The 22,590-nt window shown below is 33.6% G+C and carries 23 protein-coding genes, 1 tRNA gene and 2 pseudogenes; 11 read left to right on the forward strand and 15 right to left on the reverse strand.

Annotation, left to right across the window (positions count from 1 at the left end; genetic code table 11):
- Nucleotides 1-69: 69 nt before the first annotated feature.
- Nucleotides 70-1,119 carry a tRNA 2-selenouridine(34) synthase MnmH gene (mnmH, locus tag TEPIDINF_RS02645; RefSeq protein WP_421691311.1) on the reverse strand — a complete coding sequence of 350 codons (1,050 nt, stop codon included), beginning with the start codon at nucleotides 1,117-1,119 and terminating at the stop codon, nucleotides 70-72.
- Between the two features lie 173 nt (nucleotides 1,120-1,292).
- The gene (locus tag TEPIDINF_RS02650; protein WP_421691312.1) at nucleotides 1,293-1,880 is read right to left on the reverse strand and encodes a 5' nucleotidase, NT5C type; all 588 of its coding nucleotides are present in this window, start codon (nucleotides 1,878-1,880) and stop codon (nucleotides 1,293-1,295) included.
- Between the two features lie 140 nt (nucleotides 1,881-2,020).
- On the opposite strand from TEPIDINF_RS02650, the gene TEPIDINF_RS02655 reads away from it, so the two are divergent.
- The gene (locus TEPIDINF_RS02655) at nucleotides 2,021-2,383 is read left to right on the forward strand and encodes a DUF4190 domain-containing protein (protein ID WP_068723446.1); all 363 of its coding nucleotides are present in this window, start codon (nucleotides 2,021-2,023) and stop codon (nucleotides 2,381-2,383) included.
- 49 nt (nucleotides 2,384-2,432) lie between these two features.
- On the opposite strand, the gene selB is transcribed toward TEPIDINF_RS02655, so the two are convergent.
- A complete protein-coding gene (gene selB / locus TEPIDINF_RS02660) occupies nucleotides 2,433-4,355 on the reverse strand; it encodes a selenocysteine-specific translation elongation factor (RefSeq protein WP_068723448.1) in 1,923 nt (640 codons plus the stop codon).
- An 85-nt stretch (nucleotides 4,356-4,440) separates the two neighbouring features.
- A complete protein-coding gene (locus TEPIDINF_RS02665; RefSeq protein ID WP_068723451.1) occupies nucleotides 4,441-4,839 on the reverse strand; it encodes a hypothetical protein in 399 nt (132 codons plus the stop codon).
- A gap of 173 nt (nucleotides 4,840-5,012) precedes the next feature.
- On the opposite strand from TEPIDINF_RS02665, the gene TEPIDINF_RS02670 reads away from it, so the two are divergent.
- The 3 genes from TEPIDINF_RS02670 (at nucleotide 5,013) to TEPIDINF_RS02680 (ending at nucleotide 6,116) form a co-directional block, all read left to right on the forward strand.
- Nucleotides 5,013-5,109 (forward strand) — tRNA-Sec (locus TEPIDINF_RS02670).
- Nucleotides 5,110-5,405: 296 nt separating this feature from the next.
- Nucleotides 5,406-5,642, forward strand: a complete 237-nt coding sequence (locus TEPIDINF_RS02675; protein ID WP_421691313.1) for a YdbC family protein — start codon at nucleotides 5,406-5,408, stop codon at nucleotides 5,640-5,642.
- 81 nt (nucleotides 5,643-5,723) lie between these two features.
- On the forward strand, nucleotides 5,724-6,116 hold the full coding sequence (locus tag TEPIDINF_RS02680; RefSeq protein WP_068723453.1) for a DUF302 domain-containing protein: 393 nt from the start codon (nucleotides 5,724-5,726) through the stop codon (nucleotides 6,114-6,116).
- Between the two features lie 97 nt (nucleotides 6,117-6,213).
- Here TEPIDINF_RS02680 and TEPIDINF_RS02685 read toward each other — a convergent pair whose 3' ends face one another.
- The 4 genes from TEPIDINF_RS02685 to TEPIDINF_RS02700 all read right to left on the reverse strand — a co-directional run bounded on the left by TEPIDINF_RS02685 (nucleotide 6,214) and on the right by TEPIDINF_RS02700 (nucleotide 8,711).
- Nucleotides 6,214-7,065 (reverse strand): hypothetical protein, encoded by an 852-nt coding sequence (locus TEPIDINF_RS02685; RefSeq protein WP_421691314.1) that lies wholly within the window; start codon nucleotides 7,063-7,065, stop codon nucleotides 6,214-6,216.
- Between the two features lie 169 nt (nucleotides 7,066-7,234).
- Nucleotides 7,235-7,351, reverse strand: a complete 117-nt coding sequence (locus TEPIDINF_RS02690) for a hypothetical protein (RefSeq protein WP_268807434.1) — start codon at nucleotides 7,349-7,351, stop codon at nucleotides 7,235-7,237.
- Between the two features lie 63 nt (nucleotides 7,352-7,414).
- The gene (locus TEPIDINF_RS02695) at nucleotides 7,415-7,723 is read right to left on the reverse strand and encodes an ArsR/SmtB family transcription factor (RefSeq protein WP_068723460.1); all 309 of its coding nucleotides are present in this window, start codon (nucleotides 7,721-7,723) and stop codon (nucleotides 7,415-7,417) included.
- A gap of 37 nt (nucleotides 7,724-7,760) precedes the next feature.
- The gene (locus TEPIDINF_RS02700; RefSeq protein ID WP_068723463.1) at nucleotides 7,761-8,711 is read right to left on the reverse strand and encodes a cation diffusion facilitator family transporter; all 951 of its coding nucleotides are present in this window, start codon (nucleotides 8,709-8,711) and stop codon (nucleotides 7,761-7,763) included.
- A 218-nt stretch (nucleotides 8,712-8,929) separates the two neighbouring features.
- On the opposite strand from TEPIDINF_RS02700, the gene TEPIDINF_RS02705 reads away from it, so the two are divergent.
- The 6 genes from TEPIDINF_RS02705 to TEPIDINF_RS02730 all read left to right on the forward strand — a co-directional run bounded on the left by TEPIDINF_RS02705 (nucleotide 8,930) and on the right by TEPIDINF_RS02730 (nucleotide 14,515).
- Nucleotides 8,930-9,466 carry a DUF8052 family protein gene (locus tag TEPIDINF_RS02705; protein WP_068723466.1) on the forward strand — a complete coding sequence of 179 codons (537 nt, stop codon included), beginning with the start codon at nucleotides 8,930-8,932 and terminating at the stop codon, nucleotides 9,464-9,466.
- A 15-nt stretch (nucleotides 9,467-9,481) separates the two neighbouring features.
- Entirely contained in the window at nucleotides 9,482-11,125 is a 1,644-nt protein-coding gene (locus TEPIDINF_RS02710; protein WP_068723468.1) for a carbon starvation CstA family protein, read from the forward strand.
- A 23-nt stretch (nucleotides 11,126-11,148) separates the two neighbouring features.
- Nucleotides 11,149-11,574, forward strand: a complete 426-nt coding sequence (locus TEPIDINF_RS02715; RefSeq protein ID WP_421691315.1) for a hypothetical protein — start codon at nucleotides 11,149-11,151, stop codon at nucleotides 11,572-11,574.
- 145 nt (nucleotides 11,575-11,719) lie between these two features.
- Complete coding sequence (locus TEPIDINF_RS02720) at nucleotides 11,720-12,319, forward strand: anthranilate synthase component II (RefSeq protein WP_068723473.1); 600 nt, start codon at nucleotides 11,720-11,722, stop codon at nucleotides 12,317-12,319.
- Nucleotides 12,300-13,691, forward strand: a complete 1,392-nt coding sequence (gene pabB / locus TEPIDINF_RS02725; RefSeq protein WP_068723475.1) for an aminodeoxychorismate synthase component I — start codon at nucleotides 12,300-12,302, stop codon at nucleotides 13,689-13,691. The genes TEPIDINF_RS02720 and pabB overlap by 20 nt, the downstream gene beginning before the upstream one ends.
- A gap of 23 nt (nucleotides 13,692-13,714) precedes the next feature.
- Nucleotides 13,715-14,515 (forward strand): aminotransferase class IV, encoded by an 801-nt coding sequence (locus TEPIDINF_RS02730; protein WP_082732358.1) that lies wholly within the window; start codon nucleotides 13,715-13,717, stop codon nucleotides 14,513-14,515.
- A gap of 64 nt (nucleotides 14,516-14,579) precedes the next feature.
- On the opposite strand, the gene selA is transcribed toward TEPIDINF_RS02730, so the two are convergent.
- The 5 genes and pseudogenes from selA to TEPIDINF_RS02755 all read right to left on the reverse strand — a co-directional run bounded on the left by selA (nucleotide 14,580) and on the right by TEPIDINF_RS02755 (nucleotide 18,010).
- On the reverse strand, nucleotides 14,580-15,983 hold the full coding sequence (gene selA / locus TEPIDINF_RS02735) for an L-seryl-tRNA(Sec) selenium transferase (protein ID WP_068723478.1): 1,404 nt from the start codon (nucleotides 15,981-15,983) through the stop codon (nucleotides 14,580-14,582).
- A 97-nt stretch (nucleotides 15,984-16,080) separates the two neighbouring features.
- A pseudogene (locus TEPIDINF_RS02740) lies at nucleotides 16,081-16,278 on the reverse strand (ISAzo13-like element transposase-related protein); the annotation flags it as partial.
- 169 nt (nucleotides 16,279-16,447) lie between these two features.
- Entirely contained in the window at nucleotides 16,448-16,657 is a 210-nt protein-coding gene (locus TEPIDINF_RS02745) for a hypothetical protein (RefSeq protein WP_068723480.1), read from the reverse strand.
- Between the two features lie 179 nt (nucleotides 16,658-16,836).
- Entirely contained in the window at nucleotides 16,837-17,496 is a 660-nt protein-coding gene (locus TEPIDINF_RS02750; RefSeq protein ID WP_068723482.1) for a hypothetical protein, read from the reverse strand.
- 88 nt (nucleotides 17,497-17,584) lie between these two features.
- Nucleotides 17,585-18,010 carry a protease inhibitor I9 family protein gene (locus tag TEPIDINF_RS02755; RefSeq protein ID WP_068723485.1) on the reverse strand — a complete coding sequence of 142 codons (426 nt, stop codon included), beginning with the start codon at nucleotides 18,008-18,010 and terminating at the stop codon, nucleotides 17,585-17,587.
- A gap of 218 nt (nucleotides 18,011-18,228) precedes the next feature.
- On the opposite strand from TEPIDINF_RS02755, the pseudogene TEPIDINF_RS02760 reads away from it, so the two are divergent.
- A pseudogene (locus TEPIDINF_RS02760) lies at nucleotides 18,229-19,289 on the forward strand (UPF0236 family transposase-like protein).
- 336 nt (nucleotides 19,290-19,625) lie between these two features.
- On the opposite strand, the gene TEPIDINF_RS02765 reads toward TEPIDINF_RS02760, so the two are convergent.
- Nucleotides 19,626-20,852, reverse strand: a complete 1,227-nt coding sequence (locus TEPIDINF_RS02765) for an MFS transporter (RefSeq protein WP_132766840.1) — start codon at nucleotides 20,850-20,852, stop codon at nucleotides 19,626-19,628.
- A gap of 3 nt (nucleotides 20,853-20,855) precedes the next feature.
- A complete protein-coding gene (locus TEPIDINF_RS02770; protein WP_421691316.1) occupies nucleotides 20,856-22,055 on the reverse strand; it encodes a hypothetical protein in 1,200 nt (399 codons plus the stop codon).
- Between the last annotated feature and the right edge of the window lie 535 nt (nucleotides 22,056-22,590).

Here is a 22,590-nt window from a genome sequence, read left to right on the forward strand (position 1 = left end):
TGATCATTTACATATGTTTTAAAGAAATAGTCTCCCTGTCATATAAGCAGGGAGATTAAGTCCTTAAGATTAGTTTAAGGAGAATGCGACTATTTTATTCTCTATATATTGGACAATTTCTCTAGCAGCATGATCAAGGTTATCACTATTCACTTCAAAAAAAGGTCCTTGGTATTGATCTGTTGCAAACTGATAACGAGGATCATAATAATATTCAAGTAGGAGCTGAATCGCTTGATAAAACTCATTCTTTTCAACGGCAGCAAATAAAAGCGGTCTTACTTCTGTTGGTAATTTTCTTTCAATTCTTTTTAATCCATCTATAAATGGTTCTTTATACTGGTCTAACCGATATTCTTCTAGTATTCGTTGAATACGAATGGGTTGAGAGGCAGTAATCAAAATATGATGTCCGTGTTCCTTTGCATTCATAATATTGTCAGGCACGATAATTTTACCAATACGCTTACTTTCTGCTTCGATTACGACAGCTCTAGCCTGCCGAATTTCTTTTAATACTTCATATACTTGAGAATCAAACGTTTTTTGATTCACGGGCTCTAAACCAATCGCACCAAATGCTGAACCACGATGATGAGCCATTCCTTCTAAATCAATAATAGATAGGCCTAATTCCTTTAATTTATAAAGGAGGGTGGTTTTTCCAACCCCTGTCATTCCGTGAAGGACAAAAGTAGGGATGTTAAGATCCATTTTTGGAATCTCTTCGACGATATATTGTCGATAAGCACGATACCCTCCCTCAAGACGATAAGGTTCAGGGTAAATTAAACTATAAAATGTGGCCATTGACTTACTTCGCATACCACCACGCCAGCAAAAGAAAACAGGTACTTGGCCAGGTTGCAGGGCTTGTCTTACTTGTTTTACAAGCTGAGGGATCTTAGGAGAAACAATTTCTAACCCAAGTTCTCTTGCAATATCAGACCCTTTTTCCTTATAAACTGTTCCAACCAATGCCCTTTCTTCATTATCGAAAAGGGGAATATTGATTGCCCCAGGTATTGTTGCTTCATGGTATTCATTTGGTGATCTCACATCGATTAATAAATGATGTTTCTTATCTTCTATTTCAGTATATTGAATATCCTTAAACAAAAAGTTCACCTCTAGTTTCAAAATCAAGATTACACTAATTCCATTATAACCTATTATACATCAATTTTTATCCTAGGATAATTTAAGCTTCTTTGTACACTATAAAAAAAGAGGTCATATACAAATAAATTAAAAGAAAAAAGATAGCTACAAACACAAAAGGTTATGAAGAATTAACGCTTTATAACCTTTTGTGCATATTGACTAATTTTTTGTTTTGCTTCTTGCCATGAGTAAACCCTTGTTACTTGTTCTGGCAATGGTCCTTGATTATAAGGTGTATCAAATAATAAAATGGGAATGTTTAATTCTTGTGCCATTTGACAGGAAGCTACATAATGGTCTTCTAGAAATAAATCGATTTCATACTCAATTGCTTGTTGGATTTTGTTTGGGGAACCTGTTAAAACAACTCGATCAAAGGGAAGACCTTGAGATTCAAACCATTTCATAGTAGGTAACCTGTATTCCTCCTCTCGAGCACTAATATAGATTAAACGATAACTTTGTTTTAAATAGGAGAGTGTTTTCTTTGCATCTTTTGCTAATGGTGCTGTCTGATAAATGTCAGCTCCATAATGGCTATACCAATTTAAATATTCCTGTTCATCAATATTATAAAGCTTTGTTAAATCGTAGGTTGTAATTTCATTGTATAAAAAGTTTTTATTAAAATATTGGTTTAAATGAGGAATAAAGGTATATGGATCTGTTACTGTTCCATCAATATCAATCCCTAAAGTAAATTCCTTTTTTATCATTACTTGAAAGCCCCCTTATTTTGATACATACTATCTTCCTTTTGAAAAATTGTCAATATTTGATTAACATATTAAGCTTATATTGAAACAATAATAAGGTTAGGAACTGTATTCTGATTATTTTGGAATGGAGGAGTTCCATGTCGAAAAAGAAGAATATTACAGTTCTAAAGGAATTTAGGCCGTTAACAAAAGAGGAATTGGCAACAGAACTAACACCTCAATTACCAAAAAAAATAGTTCCCTTTAGGGGAAAGGTTAAAGAGGATATTCATGGGGAACAATCAAGTAAAGAGTCGGGACAATATTCTGGAACGGCTGTAATTGGGATCGTTTTATCTATATTATCCTTATTCTTTTTACCCTATATTTTAGCGCCTATCGGAATCGTGTTAGGATATCTCGCCTACCGAAGGGGAGATCAAGGCCTTGGGATTTGGGCAATGGGGCTAGGGGTAATTGGTTTGTTAGGTACTCTTATTGTTTCGACCTTTGTGTACTAATCAAAACAGCACCTATTGCAGGTGCTGTTTTTAAATGATAAAGAAAGCTTTAATTTAATGATCGAAGTTCACGGTAATTTTGCCCTTGCCTAAGAACCGTTACTTTCTCTTGGTCTAGAAGCTCCAATAAAGGGACTAAATATTTACGTGAAACATTTAGTAAATCCTTTGCTTGCTGGATGGTTATTTGCTTTTCCTTCATTAAAAAATCTGTAACCAATTTTTTTAACTTGTCAAAGGATTGAGCATGAATAACCATTTTATCCGTTAACTTATAAATTCTCCCTTGGTTTATCAAAAAGGAAAACAGCTCATTTTTTTCTTTGTCATTGATCCCAAATTCTTTTGTTAGGTCATCCCATGTATCAGGGTTAAATTCTTGCTGGATCAATTTTTTTTCTAATAACTCCGCTTTTTTCCGCAGTTCTTCGGGTAAATGAGGTGAAAAAGTAAAGAGAGAAATATAGTCATCCTTCACTTTTAATAAGGTTTTATCCTGCCAGTATTGAAGGATTTCTTGTGCCATTTTTGGTTTTATTTTAGGTAAAAACTGTTTAATCAATTCTGATTTTGCTTGTCCCTTGCGAATAGAATAAGTTGTATGGTAACCTTCGAGAAACGATGTAATTTTATTTTCTAGCTCTGCTAATCGGTCACTTGAAGCGTAAAATGGGACTGAACTTTGATTAAATGGGCTTACTTTATGATTTTGAATAAGCTTATTAACACCGACCAAGATTTCAGTGTCTGGTAAAACGAATAGATTTGATAAGTCGGTTAAAGACAAGAAAATCTGTGGAAGGGTTAAAAACTGATGTAAAAGCAAGTCTTCTAGAGTGCCTTTGCTTTTTTGCTTTAATAACTCTACGGTTTCTTGGCGATACTTATGTTTTTCTGCATTGGGTTCAATGATCATTCCTCCACCAATTGTCGCAGCTGGAGAAGGGCGTCGGATAATAAATCGTTCTTTACGCGATGAAATAATAGGCTCTTCTAATTTAATCTGACAATAGACTGTGTCACCAGGCAACGCTTCTTTACGATCATATAAAAGGAGCGTTCCTAAGACTTCTGAAGTCCCAACATGGAATTTTACTTCAGTATTTTGTTTAATTGAAAAGTCAATATCCTTAAGAATATGTAATTGAATATCCACCCGTTCACTTGGTTCCCATTGTTTTGGGGTAACCACAGAATCGCCACGTTTTAAATCTTCTATTTCAATTCCAGTTAGATTGATTGCGACACGTTGGCCTGCAAATGCTTGATCAACGCTTTCTGAGTGAACTTGTAGACTTCTAACACGTACTTTATGGTTGGAAGGTAGGATTTCTAGTTCTTGTCCCACTTCGACATTTCCAGAATAAACTGTACCTGTGACAACAGTTCCAATTCCTTTCAAGGTAAATACTCTGTCAATCGGCATGCGAAAAAAGCCAGTATAAGTACGTTCAGGAATTAGTTGTAATTGATTTTGTATCATTTGCTTTAATTCTTCAATTCCTTCATTTGTCGTACTTGAAACACAAATGATAGGTGCATCTTTAAGGATGGTATCCTCTATAGTTTCTTTTACTTCCTCCACAACAAGTTGTAAAAATTCATCATCAATTAAATCTTTTTTAGTTAAGACGATCACTCCATGTTCAATCCCTAGTAATTCTATGATCTGCATATGTTCTTTTGTTTGCGGCATAATCCCTTCGTCTGCTGCAATAACAAGTAAGACTAAATCAATACCACCAACACCAGCAACCATATGACGAATAAATTTTTCATGACCTGGTACATCAATTAAGGAAACTTGATCACCATTTGGTAGCAGAAAGGGGGCAAAGCCTAATTCGATAGAGATATTCCTTTCTTTTTCTTCTTTTAGACGGTCTGTGTCTTTTCCCGTTAAGGCTTTGGATAATGTCGTTTTTCCATGGTCAATATGACCCGCAGTACCAACAATATAATGCTTTTGCATAGATAAGGCTCCTTTACATGCAAAATAGTGTATCTTACGTCATTATATCAAAAAGTGAAGCGAATAGTTCGCTTCACTTTATCACTTACCACCAAAAACGGCGTCTCCACCATGGATAAAATCCAAACCATGGATAGCCAAATCCAGGATAACCAAACCAAGGGTATCCAAAGCCAAATTGTTCTGTCATTACATCATCTTCATCTTCTGTTTCGGCACCCTCATTTGTCTCTGAATAAGGTATGGGTGTACCATACCAAGGATAGGAGCCACTACCATACCACCAAGGTTGATGTCCCCACCATGGATGGCGTCCCCAACGAGGTCTGCGTCCATACCAAGGATATTGGCCATAACTAGGATATTGCCAAAACCAAGGATAAGTAAATTGTTGATCCTCAAGCATTGTAGGTTGTGTTGGTAATGCTGGTTGTTGATAAGGTGAATATAAGGGTTCTCTTTGTTGAATTTCCATTTTTTCCATTCTATTTTGTTCCTCCTTCGAGTTATTTGCCTATTACACCATCAATGTATGGCATAACACCCAATTTGGATACAAAATTTTGAAAAAATAGGTATATACCTAGAAGGAGATACCCGATAGGGTAAGCTTGCAATTGTAAACGAAACGTGTATAATATGTTATGTAACTCTTAAGGGAGTGGCTGAGATTCTGGTGTTCTCCCCGGTCTTCAAAACCGAGTGAGGGGCACGTGCTGTCCCTGGTGGGTTCGATTCCCATCCACTCCCGCCAATACTTAAAAAGCCAGCAACCACAAGGGTTTGTGGTTGTTTTTTAAAAAAATAAGAAAGCATAACTTTCTTCCACTTGTCATTTAGGGGTTTGTATATTCCATAAGCTGCGACCTTCAGAAGTGCCCTTCTCTCCGTAATCTTTATTTATAGAAGGGCACGGATGACGGAGCGCGATGGAATATACAAACCTTTTCTTATGGAAAGAAAGAATTGAAAATCGAACTATTGTTCGATATAATAAGATTACTTAAAATAATAGAGCAAAGGAAAATTTTTAGAAGGGGAGAAAAGATAATGGCAGAGATCAAATTTGAAATTAAAGAAACTGTGGGGGTTATTTCGGAAAGTGCAAAAGGATGGAAGAAAGAGCTAAACCTAATTAGCTGGAACGGCCGTGAACCAAAATATGACCTACGCGATTGGGATCCTAATCATGAGAAAATGGGAAAAGGAATTACACTAACAAAAGAAGAGTTAGTTCAGCTTAGAAAGATTCTAGAGAAACACTATTCAAAAAATAAATTAGAATAATTCTTGTCTAATACTAATGAAAAAAGTAAAATGAAAGATGGAAAAGGAAGGATCATTTTAAAAAATAGGGGGAGAAAGAAAATGAAACATTTTGAATATGTTGTACCATCGAATAAAGGATTTGAACAAACAATTGAAGCAATCGATGCTGAACTCAAGAAGATTGCGTTCAAAATTGTTGCTCGCATTGACATCCACAACAATATTCTAAATAAAGGATATGACTTTAAGAAAAAGGTAAGTGTTTTGGAAGTTTGCAATGCAGGAGAAGCATATGAAATTCTTAGTTTAGGAAATGAAGTTTCTATCTTCTTACCATGTAAAATTACAGTTACTGAAGAAGACGGAAACGTTAATATTAGAATGCCTAGACCTACATTCTTATTAAATCAATATGAAAAAGAAGAATGGAACAAAACTGCTGACCATGTAGAAAGCTTGATGATCAATGTAATGGATGAAGCAGCAAAATAAAATCAGAGTTAGGATAGTCGACAGCTTGAAATCAAAGAAATAGCCCATTCAAAATGAGAGGCATTTAACAACCTCTCATTTTGAATCTTATGATAGATCATTGATTTACATCAATCGTTTTTAACATTGCCCATAAACTAGGCGTAACTCCTTCCGCGGCTTCACCATTTGGGAAATTAAATTTAAATTTAAATAATGTTCCATCGATTTCAATCAGCATAATATTTTGTGTTAGTTGAGACGTAGAAGAAGTTAAGAAGAATTTAGCCGTTCTAAAGAATGGATCAAAAATCTCCTCAACATTTCTTTCATATACTTTACCGATGGTTTGTAATTCTAATGCTGCATTTTTTCTCATATCCTCTATATTTACATCATCAGGAAGCTTTTCGATACGGATGTAATAATTGCCATCATTATTCCAGAATAAAATATCTTTGCCAGGCTCTTCCCCGCTAAAAGTAAATTGAGGTTGGACATAAATAGAGTACCCTAAAGTACTTTCATTTAGATATGCTTTTCTTAATTCTTTAGTTCCTTCAACAAAGATTTCTATATCTTTTTCCTTAGGAAGTTTTCTTTGACTTGTTTTGTAAGAATTTATTTTTTCTAATTTCGTTAGAATCAATTGTCCAACTTTATTTTTCTCATACTCAAAAGTGACTTCATCATTCTCCACTAAAGTTTCAATCACTTGTCTAACCTCATCTGTCAATTGAAGTGCCATGATCTCATTTTTAGTTCTTATTTCCACAGAATTATTGTCAATTTGTCCAGTGTAAATTCCCTGGTCTTGAAAAGTTTCTGTTTGTTGGTTTGGTTCTTCAGTACCTGTTTTTAGCTCTTCGTTAGGCGTTGTCTGCTCATTTTTATTTGAACAAGAGACAGTAGAAAAAATGAGAATTAGAGAGATTAGAAGGATAACCATCCAATGTAATCTTGTTTTCATGTTTTTCCTCCTTGTTTTTATCAATCTATTAATAAGACGAAAATGAGAGCAAAAAGTTACAAAAGAATTAAAAATTTTGTAGAATTTCATTAACATCATTTTCATTGAAATACGCAAAAAATAGCAAGCGAAGGCTTGCTATTTTAATGGAAGGTATCAGTAATTATTTTTAAACGTTATCTTGTTGATTATGGACTTCATCTTGGATTTCACCTCTAAATCCGTCAATTGCCTCAATTCGATTTTGGTTTTTATCTTCGATTTGTGCGATTTCTTTTTCTGACATTTCATCTTTATGAGCTTTTCTCCAGTAGTTTGTGTAACTCTATTTTTAAATATGATTTGTTTCTTAATTTTCTTCTAATAGGTGCATGAAACTTAAGTTTAAAATCTCTTTTACGTGTTCATCTTTTAATGAGTATAAAACGGTAGTTCCTTGTTTTTTGGTTGAAGTAATTCCTAAAGTTTTCATTAAGCGAAGATGATGACTTGTGTTTGCAATCGAAAGGTTTAAAAGTTGGGAAATATCATGCACACATAATTCTTCTTGTCGAAGAAGAAGAAATCCAATTTTCACTCTGTTTATATCTGAAAAAGCTTTAAACCAATTTGCAATAATTTCAGCAGAAATTTGTGAAAGCTGGTTTTGAATAACCATTTTCTCCTTTTGATCGGTTTTACTACAAATATGTGAATTAGTCACAGCTTTCACCACTCTCACATAGTTCTATTGTTTCGATTTGAATAGTACTATGTTCGATTCCGAAATCCTTTTTCAGGTTATGTTTAAGCTTGAGTAATATATTTTCGAAGCTAAACTCGGTTATATTATTATTTAATACAATATGGCAGCTTAATGAAGGAAATCCTGAGGTGATAGACCATACATGTAAGTCGTGAATCGATTCGACTTCTGGTACTTCTAAAATAGTGGATCGAATTTTATCTAGCTGAATATTTGTAGGTACTCCCTCCATTAGAATATGAATAGAGGATTTTGTTACTCGCCATCCACTGACTAAAACTAAAATAGCAACGAGGATGCTTGCAATTGGGTCTGCTATCTGCCAACCAAAACCCCATAGCAACAATGCAGCAACTATAGCACCGACAGAACCCATTAAATCTCCTAATACATGAAGAAAAGCACTTCTTAGGTTTAAATTGTCTTTTTCACCCTTCATTAAAATCCATGCAGTCACTACATTGACAAGAAGACCAAGAACTGCGATCCATAACATGCCCATACTTTGTACTTTAGCTGGTTGAAAAAGGCGTTGAATACCTTCATAGAAGATATATATTGAAATCACACCAAGTGCGATCCCGTTAATTAACGCTACAATGATTTCTGCCCGTTTATAGCCATAACTGTTCATGGCATTTGTTGGTTTCTCTGAGAACCAAAAGGCCAAAAGGCTTAAAAATAATGCAACTGAATCACTCAACATATGCCCGGCATCTGAAAGAAGGGCAAGGGAGTTTGTAAGAAAACCGCCAATAATTTCAACAATCATAAATCCTGTGATGATGAAAAAGGCAATCATTAATAATTTCTTATTAGAAGTATGAGTATGCATGTGTCCATGATGGTTATGATGAACATGGTGATCATAATTATTGTGATGTTGATTTGAATGAGTCATATATCTTTCCTCCTATTCAAAAATTCATTTGAATATTATAATTTTATTCTCTTGAGGTAGAAAATGCAACAAATGATATTAATTTTAATTTTTTAAAAATTGGATAAACTACAGCAGGATTTTTTAAAACGTTGAAGAATTAAAGAATTTAATATCTTTTTAACTCATATAAATTATAAATAGAACGCTTGTATTCTTTGATGGGTGGTCGGAACAGAGTGGAATACCATGAATATTTTCAGGAAATAGCCTTAAGGTTAAATAGGAATTTTGATGTTACTAAGGATGTACAAATATTGGGACAATCTATTCAAATTTTCGCAAAATCAGAGATACATAACGAAAGCTACTTTGGTTCAAAGAACCTAAAACTTTGGCGGGCAGAGAATTTTGAATACTGTCTTATCCAGCAAGTTGATGTGATTACAGAAGATCAAATCAAACAATTTCAGCTGTTTTTAACTCAAGCGGTTGATTATTTTGTAAAGCCGCATTCTGAGCATATGTCTAGTATGATTACAGGAGTAATCGTTACTAAACATTTCCCTAAAGAATTACAAGAAATGATTAAACAGTTCAAATATCGCAAGTCTTTTAATCTTTCTTTAAAAGGATGGGCAGATGTAAGATGTTTGGCTGTTGATCTTCACTCAAACAGAGTGATAAGTAATAAAAAGGGAAAGGAGGTACAGCAATTTTATCTTCCATTCATGGATAGGCCTAAGAAAAAGATGGCTTGGTTAATAAAAAAATAAAGGGGAGGGATTAAAGTGAGTGCTTTAGTTTTACTTGGTATTGCAATTATTGCTTTTGTTATTGCTTATAAAGTGTATGGCGGATTTTTAGTAAAACATTTAGATTTAGATGACTCAAGGAAAACGCCAGCCCATACCATGAAAGATGGGGTTGACTATGTACCTGCCAAAGCACCTGTATTATTGGGTCATCACTTTGCTTCTATCGCAGGTGCGGCACCGATTATTGGTCCTGTAACGGCAGCAGTCTTTGGTTGGATTCCTGCATTTCTTTGGATTGTTTTGGGTTCTATTTTTATAGGTGCCGTTCATGACTTTTCTTCTATCGTTGCTTCGATTCGCCATAAAGGGAAATCGATTGGGATCATTATTGATCATACGATGGGAAAATCAGGAAAGACTTTATTTAATATATTTGCTTGGTTAACTTTAGTCTTAATAATCGCTGTTTTTGCTAACATTGTTGCAAATACTTTTGTTGCGGTACCTGAAGCTGGAACTGCTTCTATGCTATTTATTGTCATAGCGATTGTTTATGGTTTTACAGTTTATCGAAATAATTTCCCAGTGATTATTGGAACGATTGTTGGCGTGGCTTTATTACTTTTATCGATCTGGTTTGGAATAAAATTCCCCTTGGTATTATCTTTTAATCAATGGATTACCATCTTAATGATCTATGTTATTGTTGCTTCGATTGCACCTGTTTGGATTTTACTCCAACCTAGGGACTATTTAAATTCATTTTTGTTATATGGAATGATGGCAGGAGCAATTATTGGATTATTTTTTTACAATCCAACGATTCAATTAACTGGCTTTGGAGGATTTAAAACTAATTTGGGTTATATGTTCCCTGTCTTATTCGTAACCATTGCCTGTGGAGCAATTTCTGGTTTTCATTCTTTGGTCGCTTCAGGTACGACGGCAAAACAAATTGATAAAGAAACAGATGCTAGAATTATTGGTTATGGTGGAATGTTAATTGAGGGTACATTGGCAACGGTAGCTTTAATTACGGCTGCAATGTTAACAAAAGGTGATTATGCTGCAGCCATTGGTAATGGGGGCCCTGTTGCATTATTCTCAACTGGTGTTGGAAGCTTTTTAGAGAAAATAAGCATTCCCCATAGTGTAGGAACCACCTTTACCTCTCTTGTTGTTTCTGCTTTTGCATTAACCACATTGGATACAGCTACAAGACTTGGCAGATATATCTTCCAAGAGTTTTTTGAAAGGGATTCCGCCAATGGAAGTGTAGCCAAAAACTTAGGGACGAATCCTTATGTAGCCACTATCGTAACGGTAGTTGCTTCGGGACTACTTGCTTTAAGTAACTGGCAAGCGATCTGGCCAATCTTCGGTTCTGCTAATCAGCTGTTGGCAGCAGTTGCACTACTCACCGTATCTGTTTGGTTAGCCAAGATCGGTAAAAATAATAAATTTACTTTATATCCAATGATTTTTATGTTTGCTGTAACCTTAACCGCCTTGGCACAATTGTCCTATAAGAATTTAACCTTAGCAGATGCAAAATTATCTAATTATGTATTAGGTGGATTTGGAGTAGCTTTGTTTATTTTGGCTATCGTTTTGATTATTTTTGCCATAAAAACATTAAAGAAAGCACATGAGGAACATAAAGGATTCAGTGTTTAGGATATATGATTTAGGAGGGACTCATGGTAAAACCAAGTGTGATCATTGTTAGGGAGCAGGACGAACTTGTTGCCGCATGTTGTGTGCCGTTTGATGGAGAGTTTCTTCAACAGATAGGTAAGATGGATCTTTATCTTAAGGAAAGAGCCGTTATACACAATACTGGAGAATTGTATCAGCAATTAAGTAAAGAATTTGGGGAAAATCTATCCTTAGATATAGTTGATCCGAGAAATAAAGGATATCTTTTTCCTCGCATCATCAAAGATGTTGTTAGATATAAACTTTCTCTCTGGCAAGCGATCAAAACAATTTTTACACTTAGGGTGCCAGCCGTGATCTTAAATGGTCAATTGCTTGCTTCCGGGAAAGGGAAGATTTCTACTGAGACATTTGAGCTGATAAAAAGATCGATAAGTGGAAAACATTTGGAGAAGAGGCATTTGTAATAATGTCTCTTTTTCGTTGTGCGCCCGGCATTTTTTTGACTATTACATGAGATTCAACAAGAAACGATAACAAAGCCATTTTCTTGTTTTCATTGTGGAATGGAAATATAATTAAATCGTTATTAAATCTCTGGGAGTTGTGCTAATGATATTAATGATTGATAATTATGATTCTTTTACCTTTAATTTAGTTCAGTACTTAAAAATGCTAGGAGAGTCGGTAGAAGTTCATCGTAATGATGCATTAACCATTGACCAAATTAGAACGATGAATCCAGAAATGATAGTGATTTCACCGGGGCCATGTACGCCAAACGAAGCAGGGATTTCTGTTTCGGTAGTGGAGCAATTATCCGATGAATTTCCTATTTTGGGAATTTGTTTAGGTCATCAAATTATTGCTCAAGCATTTGGTGCAAAGATTGTTCATGCCTTAGCCCCAGTACATGGAAAAGTTCATCCGATTACTCATGATGGTAAAGGTGTATTTAAAGGGCTCAAAAATCCTCTGAATGTCACACGATATCACTCATTAATTGTGGATAAAAAATCACTACCTGAAGACTTCATCATTACTTCAACTACTGCTGAAGGAGAAATTATGGGTATACGACATAAATATAAGTTAATCGAAGGGATACAATTTCATCCTGAAGCCATTCTGACGGAACATGGCATAGATATGCTTAGAAATTTCTTGTATCATACTAGAGAGGCGAAAAAGAATGATTATCAAACCATGTAGTATATCTATTAAAAGTGTGGATTTATTTGAAGCAATAGCTAATGAAAAATATCCTATGTTTCTTGATAGTAATCAAAATTTTGCGGAATTAGGACGTTATTCTATCATTGTGGCGAATCCTTTTGGCTATTTAAAAACGATAGGTAATCAAACTGATCTTAATCTTCCAACTGGACATGATAGAATAATAGGTAATCCTTTTAAAATATTAAAGGACATGCTTATTAAATATAAAGTTAAAAATAATACAGAATTTCCATTTGTTGGAGGATTAGTTGGCTATCTTGCTTATGACCTTGCTCATTTTATTGAAAAGCTTCCAACGAACACACTTGATGATATTCAAATACCAGATATGTTTTTTGGACTCTATGATGGTGGAGTTATCTTTGATCATTACAATGAGAAGGTATTTATTGTTGATAGTGGTGTTAGAGAAAATGAAAATGAACGGATTTTATGGTGGGAGAGGAAAATAAAACAAACAAAAAAGTCAATGAACTTGCATCTTTATCATGAAACTCCACCTTATCCCGATAGAAACAAAGATCATAGCGCATTTAAAGGGAACATGAGTAAACAAGAATATTTTGAAAGTATAGCAAAAATTAAAGAGTATATTAAGAATGGAGATATATATCAAGCTAACTATACACAACGCTTTTCCGCAACAATTAAAGAAACTCCTTCTAAACTCTATCTTCACCTAAGGGAAAAAAATCCTGCACCATTTGCTGCTTATCTTGATATTGGGGACAGTTATATTCTTTCCAGTTCACCTGAGAGATTTATCAAGCTAATAGATCGTGTAATTGAAACAAGACCTATAAAAGGAACGATTTCAAGAGGATCAACACCAGCAGAAGATGCAAAAAACAAAAGTATATTAGAAAATAGTGAAAAAGAAAAGGCAGAACTTTTGATGATTGTAGATTTAGAACGAAATGATCTTGGTAAAGTTGCGAAAACAGGGACAGTTGAAGTCGTAGATTTATTTAAAGTTGAAGAATATACAACCGTTTACCACTTAGTTTCAACGATCAGAGCTGTTTTAGATGATGGGTACGATGTTGTTGATCTAATTCAAGCTACCTTTCCGGGAGGATCGATTACTGGGGCACCAAAAATTCGAGCGATGGAGATTATTGATGAGTTAGAGCCTACAAAAAGAAATGTTTACACTGGATCGATTGGATATATCGATTTTAGAGGGAATACCGATCTAAATATAGCGATTCGAACCATTGTGATTAAAGATGGGACTGCACATTTTCAAGTAGGTGGGGGAATTGTGTGGGATTCTGATCCTGAAAAGGAATATGATGAGAGTCTAGCAAAGGGAAAGGCACTCTTTGAGGTTCTTAGATCGTAGAATATAGAAAGGGGAAAAGATGTGTGATTCTATATAATGGTAAAATAATGAATAATTGTATTCCCCTTATTTCAAGCAATGTTTTTTTGGGGACAGGCATTTTTGAAACATTAACCGTTTATCATAAAAAGGCAATCGATTTAAAATCTCATATCGATCGCTTATTTCTATCTTTAAAGTTTTTTAATCTTTATGTTGAAATTTCAAAACAAGAATTAATTTCACAAGTGGAATATTTTATCAAGCATATTGATGAAAAGAAAGTTGCTTTACGCATTGTCGTTATACAATCTATTAAAAATGAACCAGCTGATATAATCATTTCTGCGAATCATTTTCCATATCAAAAAGAAGATTATGAAAGGGGTTTTAAGATTAGTCGGTCAAATGTTATAAGACATAGTGCTAATCCATTACTTTACCACAAGACAACAAATTATCTTCTGAATAAATTAGAATTGGAAAAAGCTCAACGTAAAGGTTATGATGAAGTTATTTTTCTTAACGAAATAGGGGCTATTACTGAAGGAACAAGAAGTAATCTTTTTTTAGTTTGTAATGGCAACATCTATACGCCAAAAACTTCTTGTGGTTTATTAGAAGGCGTGACACGGAATAAAATAATAAATATTGCTAAAAAACTAGGATTTAATGTAATCATTGATACGATTCCTAATCATTTTCTTGAATCATGTGATGAAGCTTTCTTAACTAGTTCATTATTAGGCATTATGCCCATATCCCAAATTGAAAACAAAAAATTAAATAATAGTACGTATGTAATTACGCCAATATTATTGAACGAAATTAATAAAGAAATGTAAGTATTGAAGGGAAAAAATTATGAAAAGCTGAATTATACAATAGAGAGGCGAAACAGGCGCCTCTCTAGTTTTTTGCAATCCATTGTATTTTTTCTACAATTAAATCAAATTCCTTTGGTTCAATGGTTCTCACATCTAAGAAAAATTGTTCATCTGAGATTCTGCCAATGATGTGTGGGGATGTGATTCGTAAAGCCTCTTCGAATCTATGAACGGGAATATGCTTTGGTTTGATACTAATCAATTTGGTTAGTAGCTGAACATCAGGCATTGATCCTCCACCGATTTCAGAAAATCCATCGATGATCTTCATTTCAAATTGCTCAGCTATCACTGGTTTTAACATACTATAGAGTTTTTCACTTTTTTCTTCAATTATCTTCTCCTTCATGAGAATCATTTTTAGAGTAGGTATCTTATCTTGAGCTTCTTCAAGCAAATAGTGTCTTAAGGTTGCTTCCAAAGCAGCTAACGTCATTTTATCGACTCGAAGAGAACGGGTAAGTTGATTTTTCTTTAAACGATCAATCCACTTTTTCTTACCGACGATGATACCGGCTTGAGGGCCTCCAAGTAATTTATCGCCACTAAAAGAAACAAGATCAGCTCCTGCTTTAACAGTCTCTTGTACCGTTGGCTCATTGCCAATCCCATGTTTTTTGAAATCATAGAGAACTCCGCTACCTAAATCTTCATACACAGGGATCTGATGTTCTTTGCCAATTTCAACAAGTGTCTTCAAGCAGACTTCTTTGGTAAATCCAATAATTTTAAAGTTACTCGTATGTACTTTCATTAATAAACCGGTTTGATCGGTAATCGCTCGCTCATAGTCATACCGATGGGTTTTGTTTGTTGTTCCCACTTCCATTAGATGGGCACCACTTTGAGCCATGATTTCAGATACGCGAAAAGAACCGCCTATCTCAACAAGTTGTCCTCTGGATACAATGACTTCTTTTCCTTGTGCCATCTCTTTTAAGATTAAAATCACAGCAGAAGCATTATTGTTCACCACGAGTGCGGCCTCAGCACCTGTAAGTTGAACCAGTAAATCTTCCACATGATCGTAACGAGAACCCCGTTTTCCAGTTGATAGGGTATATTCTAAATTGGTGTAATCTGTAGCTGCTAGTTGTGCAGCTAAAATTGACTCATTGGATAATTTTGCTCGTCCTAAATTGGTATGTAAGATTACTCCTGTACCATTTACGACAGATCTTAAATGGGGAGTCGTTAACCGTTTATATTGATGGCTTATTTTTTCTAAAATAGTAGATAGCGAAAGCACAGTAGGAGTATCCGATTGTAAGATCTTTTCTCTTTCAATTTCAATCGTTTTTGAAATAATATCCGAGACCAAATTTAACGGAGAACTTTCTATCAGCTTCTTCACTTCTGGAAGTTGAAGGATTGTTGAAACGGCGGGTAATGCTCTTAAAGCTTCTTTTTGTTTTTCGGTTAACATAAAAAACGAACTCCTTCATCATGATAATTGCTAGAATTATCTTATCATAACATACTTTTTATTTTAAAACGAATCAAAGAAAACCCACGTTCAATTAGGCTTCAATGGCATCCACCATAAAATCCGCTGTCATATTTGATTTGGTGAATTCTAGATGAAGCTGATTATTGCTTACATCTAAAATCCCAAATGGTGTAATAAATTCATTCCCAAAATCATGGTCAACTGCTTGTGTATTTGTCCTGCTTTTTCCGCCCCTAGAAAAGGGACCGATTTTCACCCTGTCATTCGTATCATGATATGCTCCCCTTAAGGTAGACAGGTTAAAAAACAAAAATCTGTTTAAACTTAAGGGGAGCATATCACATATCACTTTTTGGACAGTCCCTGTTTTTTTAATTACGTGTGGTTTATTTGACGCTTACCTTCAATTTTCCCATTCTAAATAATTAGTGTTTTCTTATTCATCTATTAATATCCGACAATTTTTGTTGGATTTTTCGAATTGCCTCTATCTGCTGTTCTTGAAAAGCTAAGTTACGTTCATCTATTCGTAAAAATTCCTTGTGCTGCTTTACTACTAGTCGATAAATTCCAACCATTAAAATAAGAAGTATTAAAGGAAGAATCAATCCGGCGAATGATAGTATTTGAAATGTTACATTCCCAATCAATATTTTTACCTCCCTTGCTATATGCTGACTTATTAATCTAAATTCATAATCTTTATATCATATAACCACTCATTATCTATCACAGAATGATGAGTAGTAACATTGTTAACGCTTTCTCACCGACAATGACGTGAGCGTTAATAATTATAAAATCACTTCTATATCAAAGTATAAATTTACTACCAATTTCCTGAATCCCAGTCGGTATCATTTCCAACAAACAGTTTAAGATAGAAAGTACTAGTATAATAACCACCTGCTGACCCAGTAAATCTAAGATAACCATAAGCATCACTTGAAGATGTTTCTTTTGATTGGGCAACAGTTAAAGTTATATTGGAAATATCAGAAACACCAGAAATATACCATTCATATACTCTATCTAAACTATCATATCCGTATTGTACATTCGTATAATCTGCTAGAAATGAAGCATATATTCCTCCACTTAATCTAGATACCTTTCTTCCTATGTAATTTACATAACCAGAACCAGTTCTACTTGTACCACCAGAGACAGATGTAATATCAACTGAACCATCAGGATAAATAATTTTCTTTTCATAACCAGGAATACCATTCTTATCTATAAACTTTTTCTCCTTAATTTTACCCTTATCTTTCATTTTGGGATTATTGGCACCGAGGATTTCCCCATTCTCGATCTTCTCAATAAGCTTTAATTGCGTTTCCTGATCTATTCCTGCTTTACCAAAATTAGCCTTAATTTGATTTACTTGTTTTTCCGTTAATGGTTTTCCTTTTGCAAAAGTAACTCCACCAAAAGATGCGATCATTAATGCTAAGATAATAAGAGTACTAAATAACTTTTTCACCATTTCTCATTCCCTTTAAATATATAATAGAAACATGGTTATGGAGTACAAATATTCATTAATTTCTTCAAAAAAGGTGTTGTTCATTATGTTAATTATTAACCTTTATTAACCCATTCCCATACTCAAAGCTATTCCCTAAAGGAACTGCATTCTCATCCAATGTCTTTTTCCCAGTAAAACCTTGTTGGTGTGCTTCTGTTGTCTGAATATGAGGAATTCCCCAAGGAATTGTTTGATTATTGATCGACACTTTTGCATCTTCTTCAATATAAGCAATCTTTGGATTCATAGACAAAGAATCAAATGCTTGTTCTGAAAGTTCCACCGAAACAACTGGGATATGTTTAAACTGTTTTTTTACTTTTCCTCCATGCGTATTAATGACTTCCTTATTTACCATTACATAAAAGCCTATTAAGTAGGATTTAACCAATGATGAGCTTGTATTTACACCATTATCCATTGCAAATGTAGCGGAAGTAAGTGTAATTACTAAAAAAAGTGCTAAAATCATACTTAGCGTTCTCTTTACATTTTCACCCCCTTTTTTTCCTTTTCAAACATATAGACGTAGAATTTAAAAAAAGGGTTCCCTAATTTCCCTAATTTTTTTAATTTTATGTGTAAAATAATTCTCGAGGATTTTAATAGGAAATACTAGCCAAAAAAGAGAAGGCGTTCTATCATAAATGTATGCTTCCACGCAAATACATTTTAGAAAGAGGCCTTCTCATGGATAATATTATATCAACATTATATCAGTTAATAAAGAATACAAATAATTTAATTGAGTTAGAGGAAAACATTCAAATTTATATGCATGAAGTATTTGTTTCTTTGATAGGGGAGATTTTTACTCAGCTAAACCAAGTTATTAAGGAAAAACAACAAGAAAAAGGTTGGTTCGTAAAAAGGGAAGATTGGAAAACGATTCAATTTACGTTTAGCGCTGTACGTTTCCAACATACATTAATGGGTGACAAAAAGGGGGACTCTCACTATCCTTTTGATGAGTGGATAGGAATACGGAAATACCAGCGATATAGTCCTTTAGTTGAAGTGAAAGTAGCAGAACTAGCAAGTGAGAGTACCTATCGTGAATCCGCACGTATATTACAGGAATGGATAGCAGTTAACATTAGTCATCAAACCATAGGAAGTATCGTAAGACGTGTAGGAAAAGCACAAGCTAAGGCGGATAAAGAAATGGTTATCGAGTTAATACACAGATTGTTTCAAATAGCGATGGAGGACAAGGCTATACTGCGGAGAAGTTTCAAGAAGCCTTTTCACAGTCTCGTTATGCTGTTTTAAACCAGTTAGACCCCTATCATATTGCACAGGCATTAAATAGGACAATAGGTGGTGGGAAGAGCGAGTACAAGGATTCAATAGGAAAGGCTTTAAAAGAACACAATCTAGATGATTTTACGTTATGGTTGGATACATATGAAAGTACACTCGATGAACAGAAACAAGTAGAAAAAGTAAAAAACCCACCAAAGGATGCAAGAAGTTTAGGGGCAATGGAATCCAACCAACGTCATGTATCCTACCGGATGAAAAAGCGAGGAATGCATTGGAGTTTAGAAGGTGCAGAAGCGATGATAAAAGTGAAACAAGGAATCTTAAATAAAACATTAAGAAGTACTTATCTCGCACATCAACGAAGAAGTGAAAGAAAACAACGTGACGTGAAGAAAACCGTAAGATTAGCACAAATTCTACGAGAGAGCACTCATCCATCGATTGGAGTAAAGCAAGGCTCAATCAGCCTGTATACTGCTCACTAAACGGCAATAGGAAATCTTATGAAAAGTATTCGAAATACCTGGGTTAATTAGTTAGGTTCCTTAGACCTAACTAATTAACCCAGACCACCAAGCGATAGCGTGGTAGCTATGGAAAGTGTACAATAATAGAATGCTGTAACTGCTAGTGTTAAAGGTTGATCGAGAAAAACTTGACACAAACGCAAACCTTACGTCCTTTGACAGGGAAGTTATTTTATTTAATAACTTTTCCCACTTCGACAAGCTTATCACTTCTCTCTATATATTATACAATGGTATCATATATGGTGTCGAGCTTCTTGATATTATGGTATGAATTGTTTATATGAATCAGTGTTAAATAGTATCCAGCTCTTTTTCTTTATGTTTCCTGACAGCATAGCTATTTAAAGCATACAAAGCTATCGCTATAAAATTAAGTATACCTAAATACAAAATAATATTCGCATTTCCGAATAGTTTAATCATGAATGGGGCGATTAATAAGCCGGCTATCTGAGCAACAGCGGCGATTGCCATAAAGATGGTGAATATATTTCCAAGCTTATCTTTATATATTTCCTGAAATTTTGTAACGACTAAGATTTCAAATATGCCCGAAATATACGTCATAATAAAGGTTGCGATTAATACACCGATCTCTTTAAATAAGAAAACCAATAAAAGCCAAGCGATGCCTGCAAAAGCATATGATCCTACGGTCAATTTAGAAAATTCGATTTTATCTTTAATCTTTGTTGAGCTTAAGCTTCCTAAGCTGAACCCTATTAAAAGCACTGCAAAATAAATTCCGTATAAATAAGATTTTCCGCCGTCCGCAAAATACCCTACGACTGTAATTAAGCTTATTTTAGTGTGGAATTGTAAAACCACCGCAATAATTAGAATTCCGACGACAAATTTATTACTAAAAACTTCGCTGATACCTTCTCTTATTTGGGTACGGTAATTTTTTATCGACTCTCTCAATCGAACTTGATCTGTATTCTTTCCTTTATCGTTTGAAACTTCGACTCCGGCAAAAAATAATATCGTTATGAAATATGTAATGAGATCAAATATAAAAATACTAAAATAACTTATGACCGTAACTAAGATACCGCTTATCACATCTGCTGTTCCATTGATAATATTTCGGCTTGCCGTTAATAAACTATTTGCCTTTGCCAGTTCTTTTTCTTCTACCACCTTAGGTACAATGACCTGCGTTAATATATAAGAACCGTAATTACTAAGACTGAAGATGAATTCTCCAATAACAATGAAAACAAAATTGTAATGATTGATGCCAATAAATATCACAAAAAAAACTAAACACACCGAGCACATCTGGATGATTTGAAGAAAGATGAGACTCTTTTTTGAGACCATTTTATTAAATAAAGGCCCAAGAAGAAAGCCAAGAATGATTGGAATAACTGATGTTAAGGCGCTGATAGATAATAGAAGATTATTTTTAGTTTGGGCATAGATAATGATCGGGATAGCAATCATAAACAAACTATCGCCGAAATTTGTTACACCAATCCCTAAAAGTAAATTTGTAAAAGATTTATTTTTCATTCTTCAATCCCTTTCAACCTTTCTTATTATGTCTGATAAAAATAAAATCATTTCGTTACCTATCTCTTTATAAAATTCTTTATTTACTTCAATTTGAAAAACTGATTTCAAAATATTTTCAATTGTTATTTGACTTGGATCATTTTGCTTCAAATAATTAGTTAGATTTAATTCAAATGCAGGAGCTTTATATAATAATTTTGCAAACTTAAAACCTATAAGTTTTGCATGTGGATATAAATAAATGTCGCGTTTTCCAAATAAAACATCTTTTACTATTTTAATGTCTCTTTTTTCATCCCATTCTTTGATTAATTCATCAAAATACATTTCTTTTTTCTTTTTCAAAGCGTTTATTGATAAATCAATTAATTCTGACTGATTTTCTTGATATTTTTTGATGCAATCATTATCAATATCTTTTGCTTCTAACATTTTTATGGAAAATTCATTCATGGAATACCTAGTATCCTTACAATCTATGTATTTCTCAGACAATATTTTCTCATACTCATTAAGATCTTTATCCTCTTCGTCAATTAAATCTAATTCGAATTTAGTATTTAGCCGTATAATTTCATCATATATATTAGAATCACTATTAATATAGAACTTTTTGTACAATAGAAGTGCATTAGAAAAAAGTATTTGATTATAAAAATAATTTCTTTCATCATCATTTTTTAGCATGTTCAAAGTCTTTTCAGACTCATCAAAATCAGTTTGAAGTTCTTTAATTTTAAACGAATTATCATTTTCCATTGAAGGAGTTAAATAGTTATAACTTAACTCTTTCAAATCAAAATCTAATAATGAAAATAGCTTTTGTAACCACAATCTAGAAAGTAATATTGCAGATAAATCACCAAGCAATCCTAGTCCTGAATTTTCATTAATCCATTTGTGGATATTATTTTCAGCTTCACGGTTTTCATCTAAAAAATCTTGATTCACTTCAAGAGCTCTTACCATACCAAATATATAACCTGAAATAAAAACAGGAATTTTTCTTCTGTTAAAATAATCAAAAATAGTTTGTAAAACACTCGTATCATGACTATCAAAACATATAAAAACAGCATCAATAGAATTTACATCATCAATATTATCAAACTGTTTTTCACTTTCAAAATATTCATTGTATAAATTTAATTTTATATTTTTCTTTACCTCATTAATCTTTCTTTCTATAATTCCCACCATTTATCAAAGTCATCTACTTCAATAATCATATCCTTATTTAAGCTACCATACATATGAAAAGTAATCTCGTTATTTTTTTATTTCCTCTAAAATTAAGATGGTTTTTTAAGCGCATTTTTTCACTCCTCTCATCATAACAAATATATTTTTGATTATTTACGTCTACTTACAGTTAGTTGAATTTGATTTCTTCCTATAAGTAAATTTGATCTCTTGATTATTTCACCCAAATCTATATTATATAAGAATCATTGCTTTAATTTATATTGTTTAGGTGATTTAGGGAGGATATATTTGGCTATATCTTCATTTCCTCCCTAAATCTTAGGAGCGTGTATTAACAAAAAGCTACGCAAATGTGATCAGACTTTGATACAACTCTTTTCAATTTCATTATAATCACCCCCTATTACATTATTGAAAGATGTTTTGTATAAAATGCTAATTCTAAATTAAATTTTAATAGATAGTATATTTACCATCAATTCGGAAACATGGTATAATATTCCTTAATTAAAATAACTTTTTTAAGTTA

The organism is Tepidibacillus infernus (assembly GCF_048898065.1).
Classification (GTDB): domain Bacteria; phylum Bacillota; class Bacilli; order Tepidibacillales; family Tepidibacillaceae; genus Tepidibacillus_B; species Tepidibacillus_B infernus.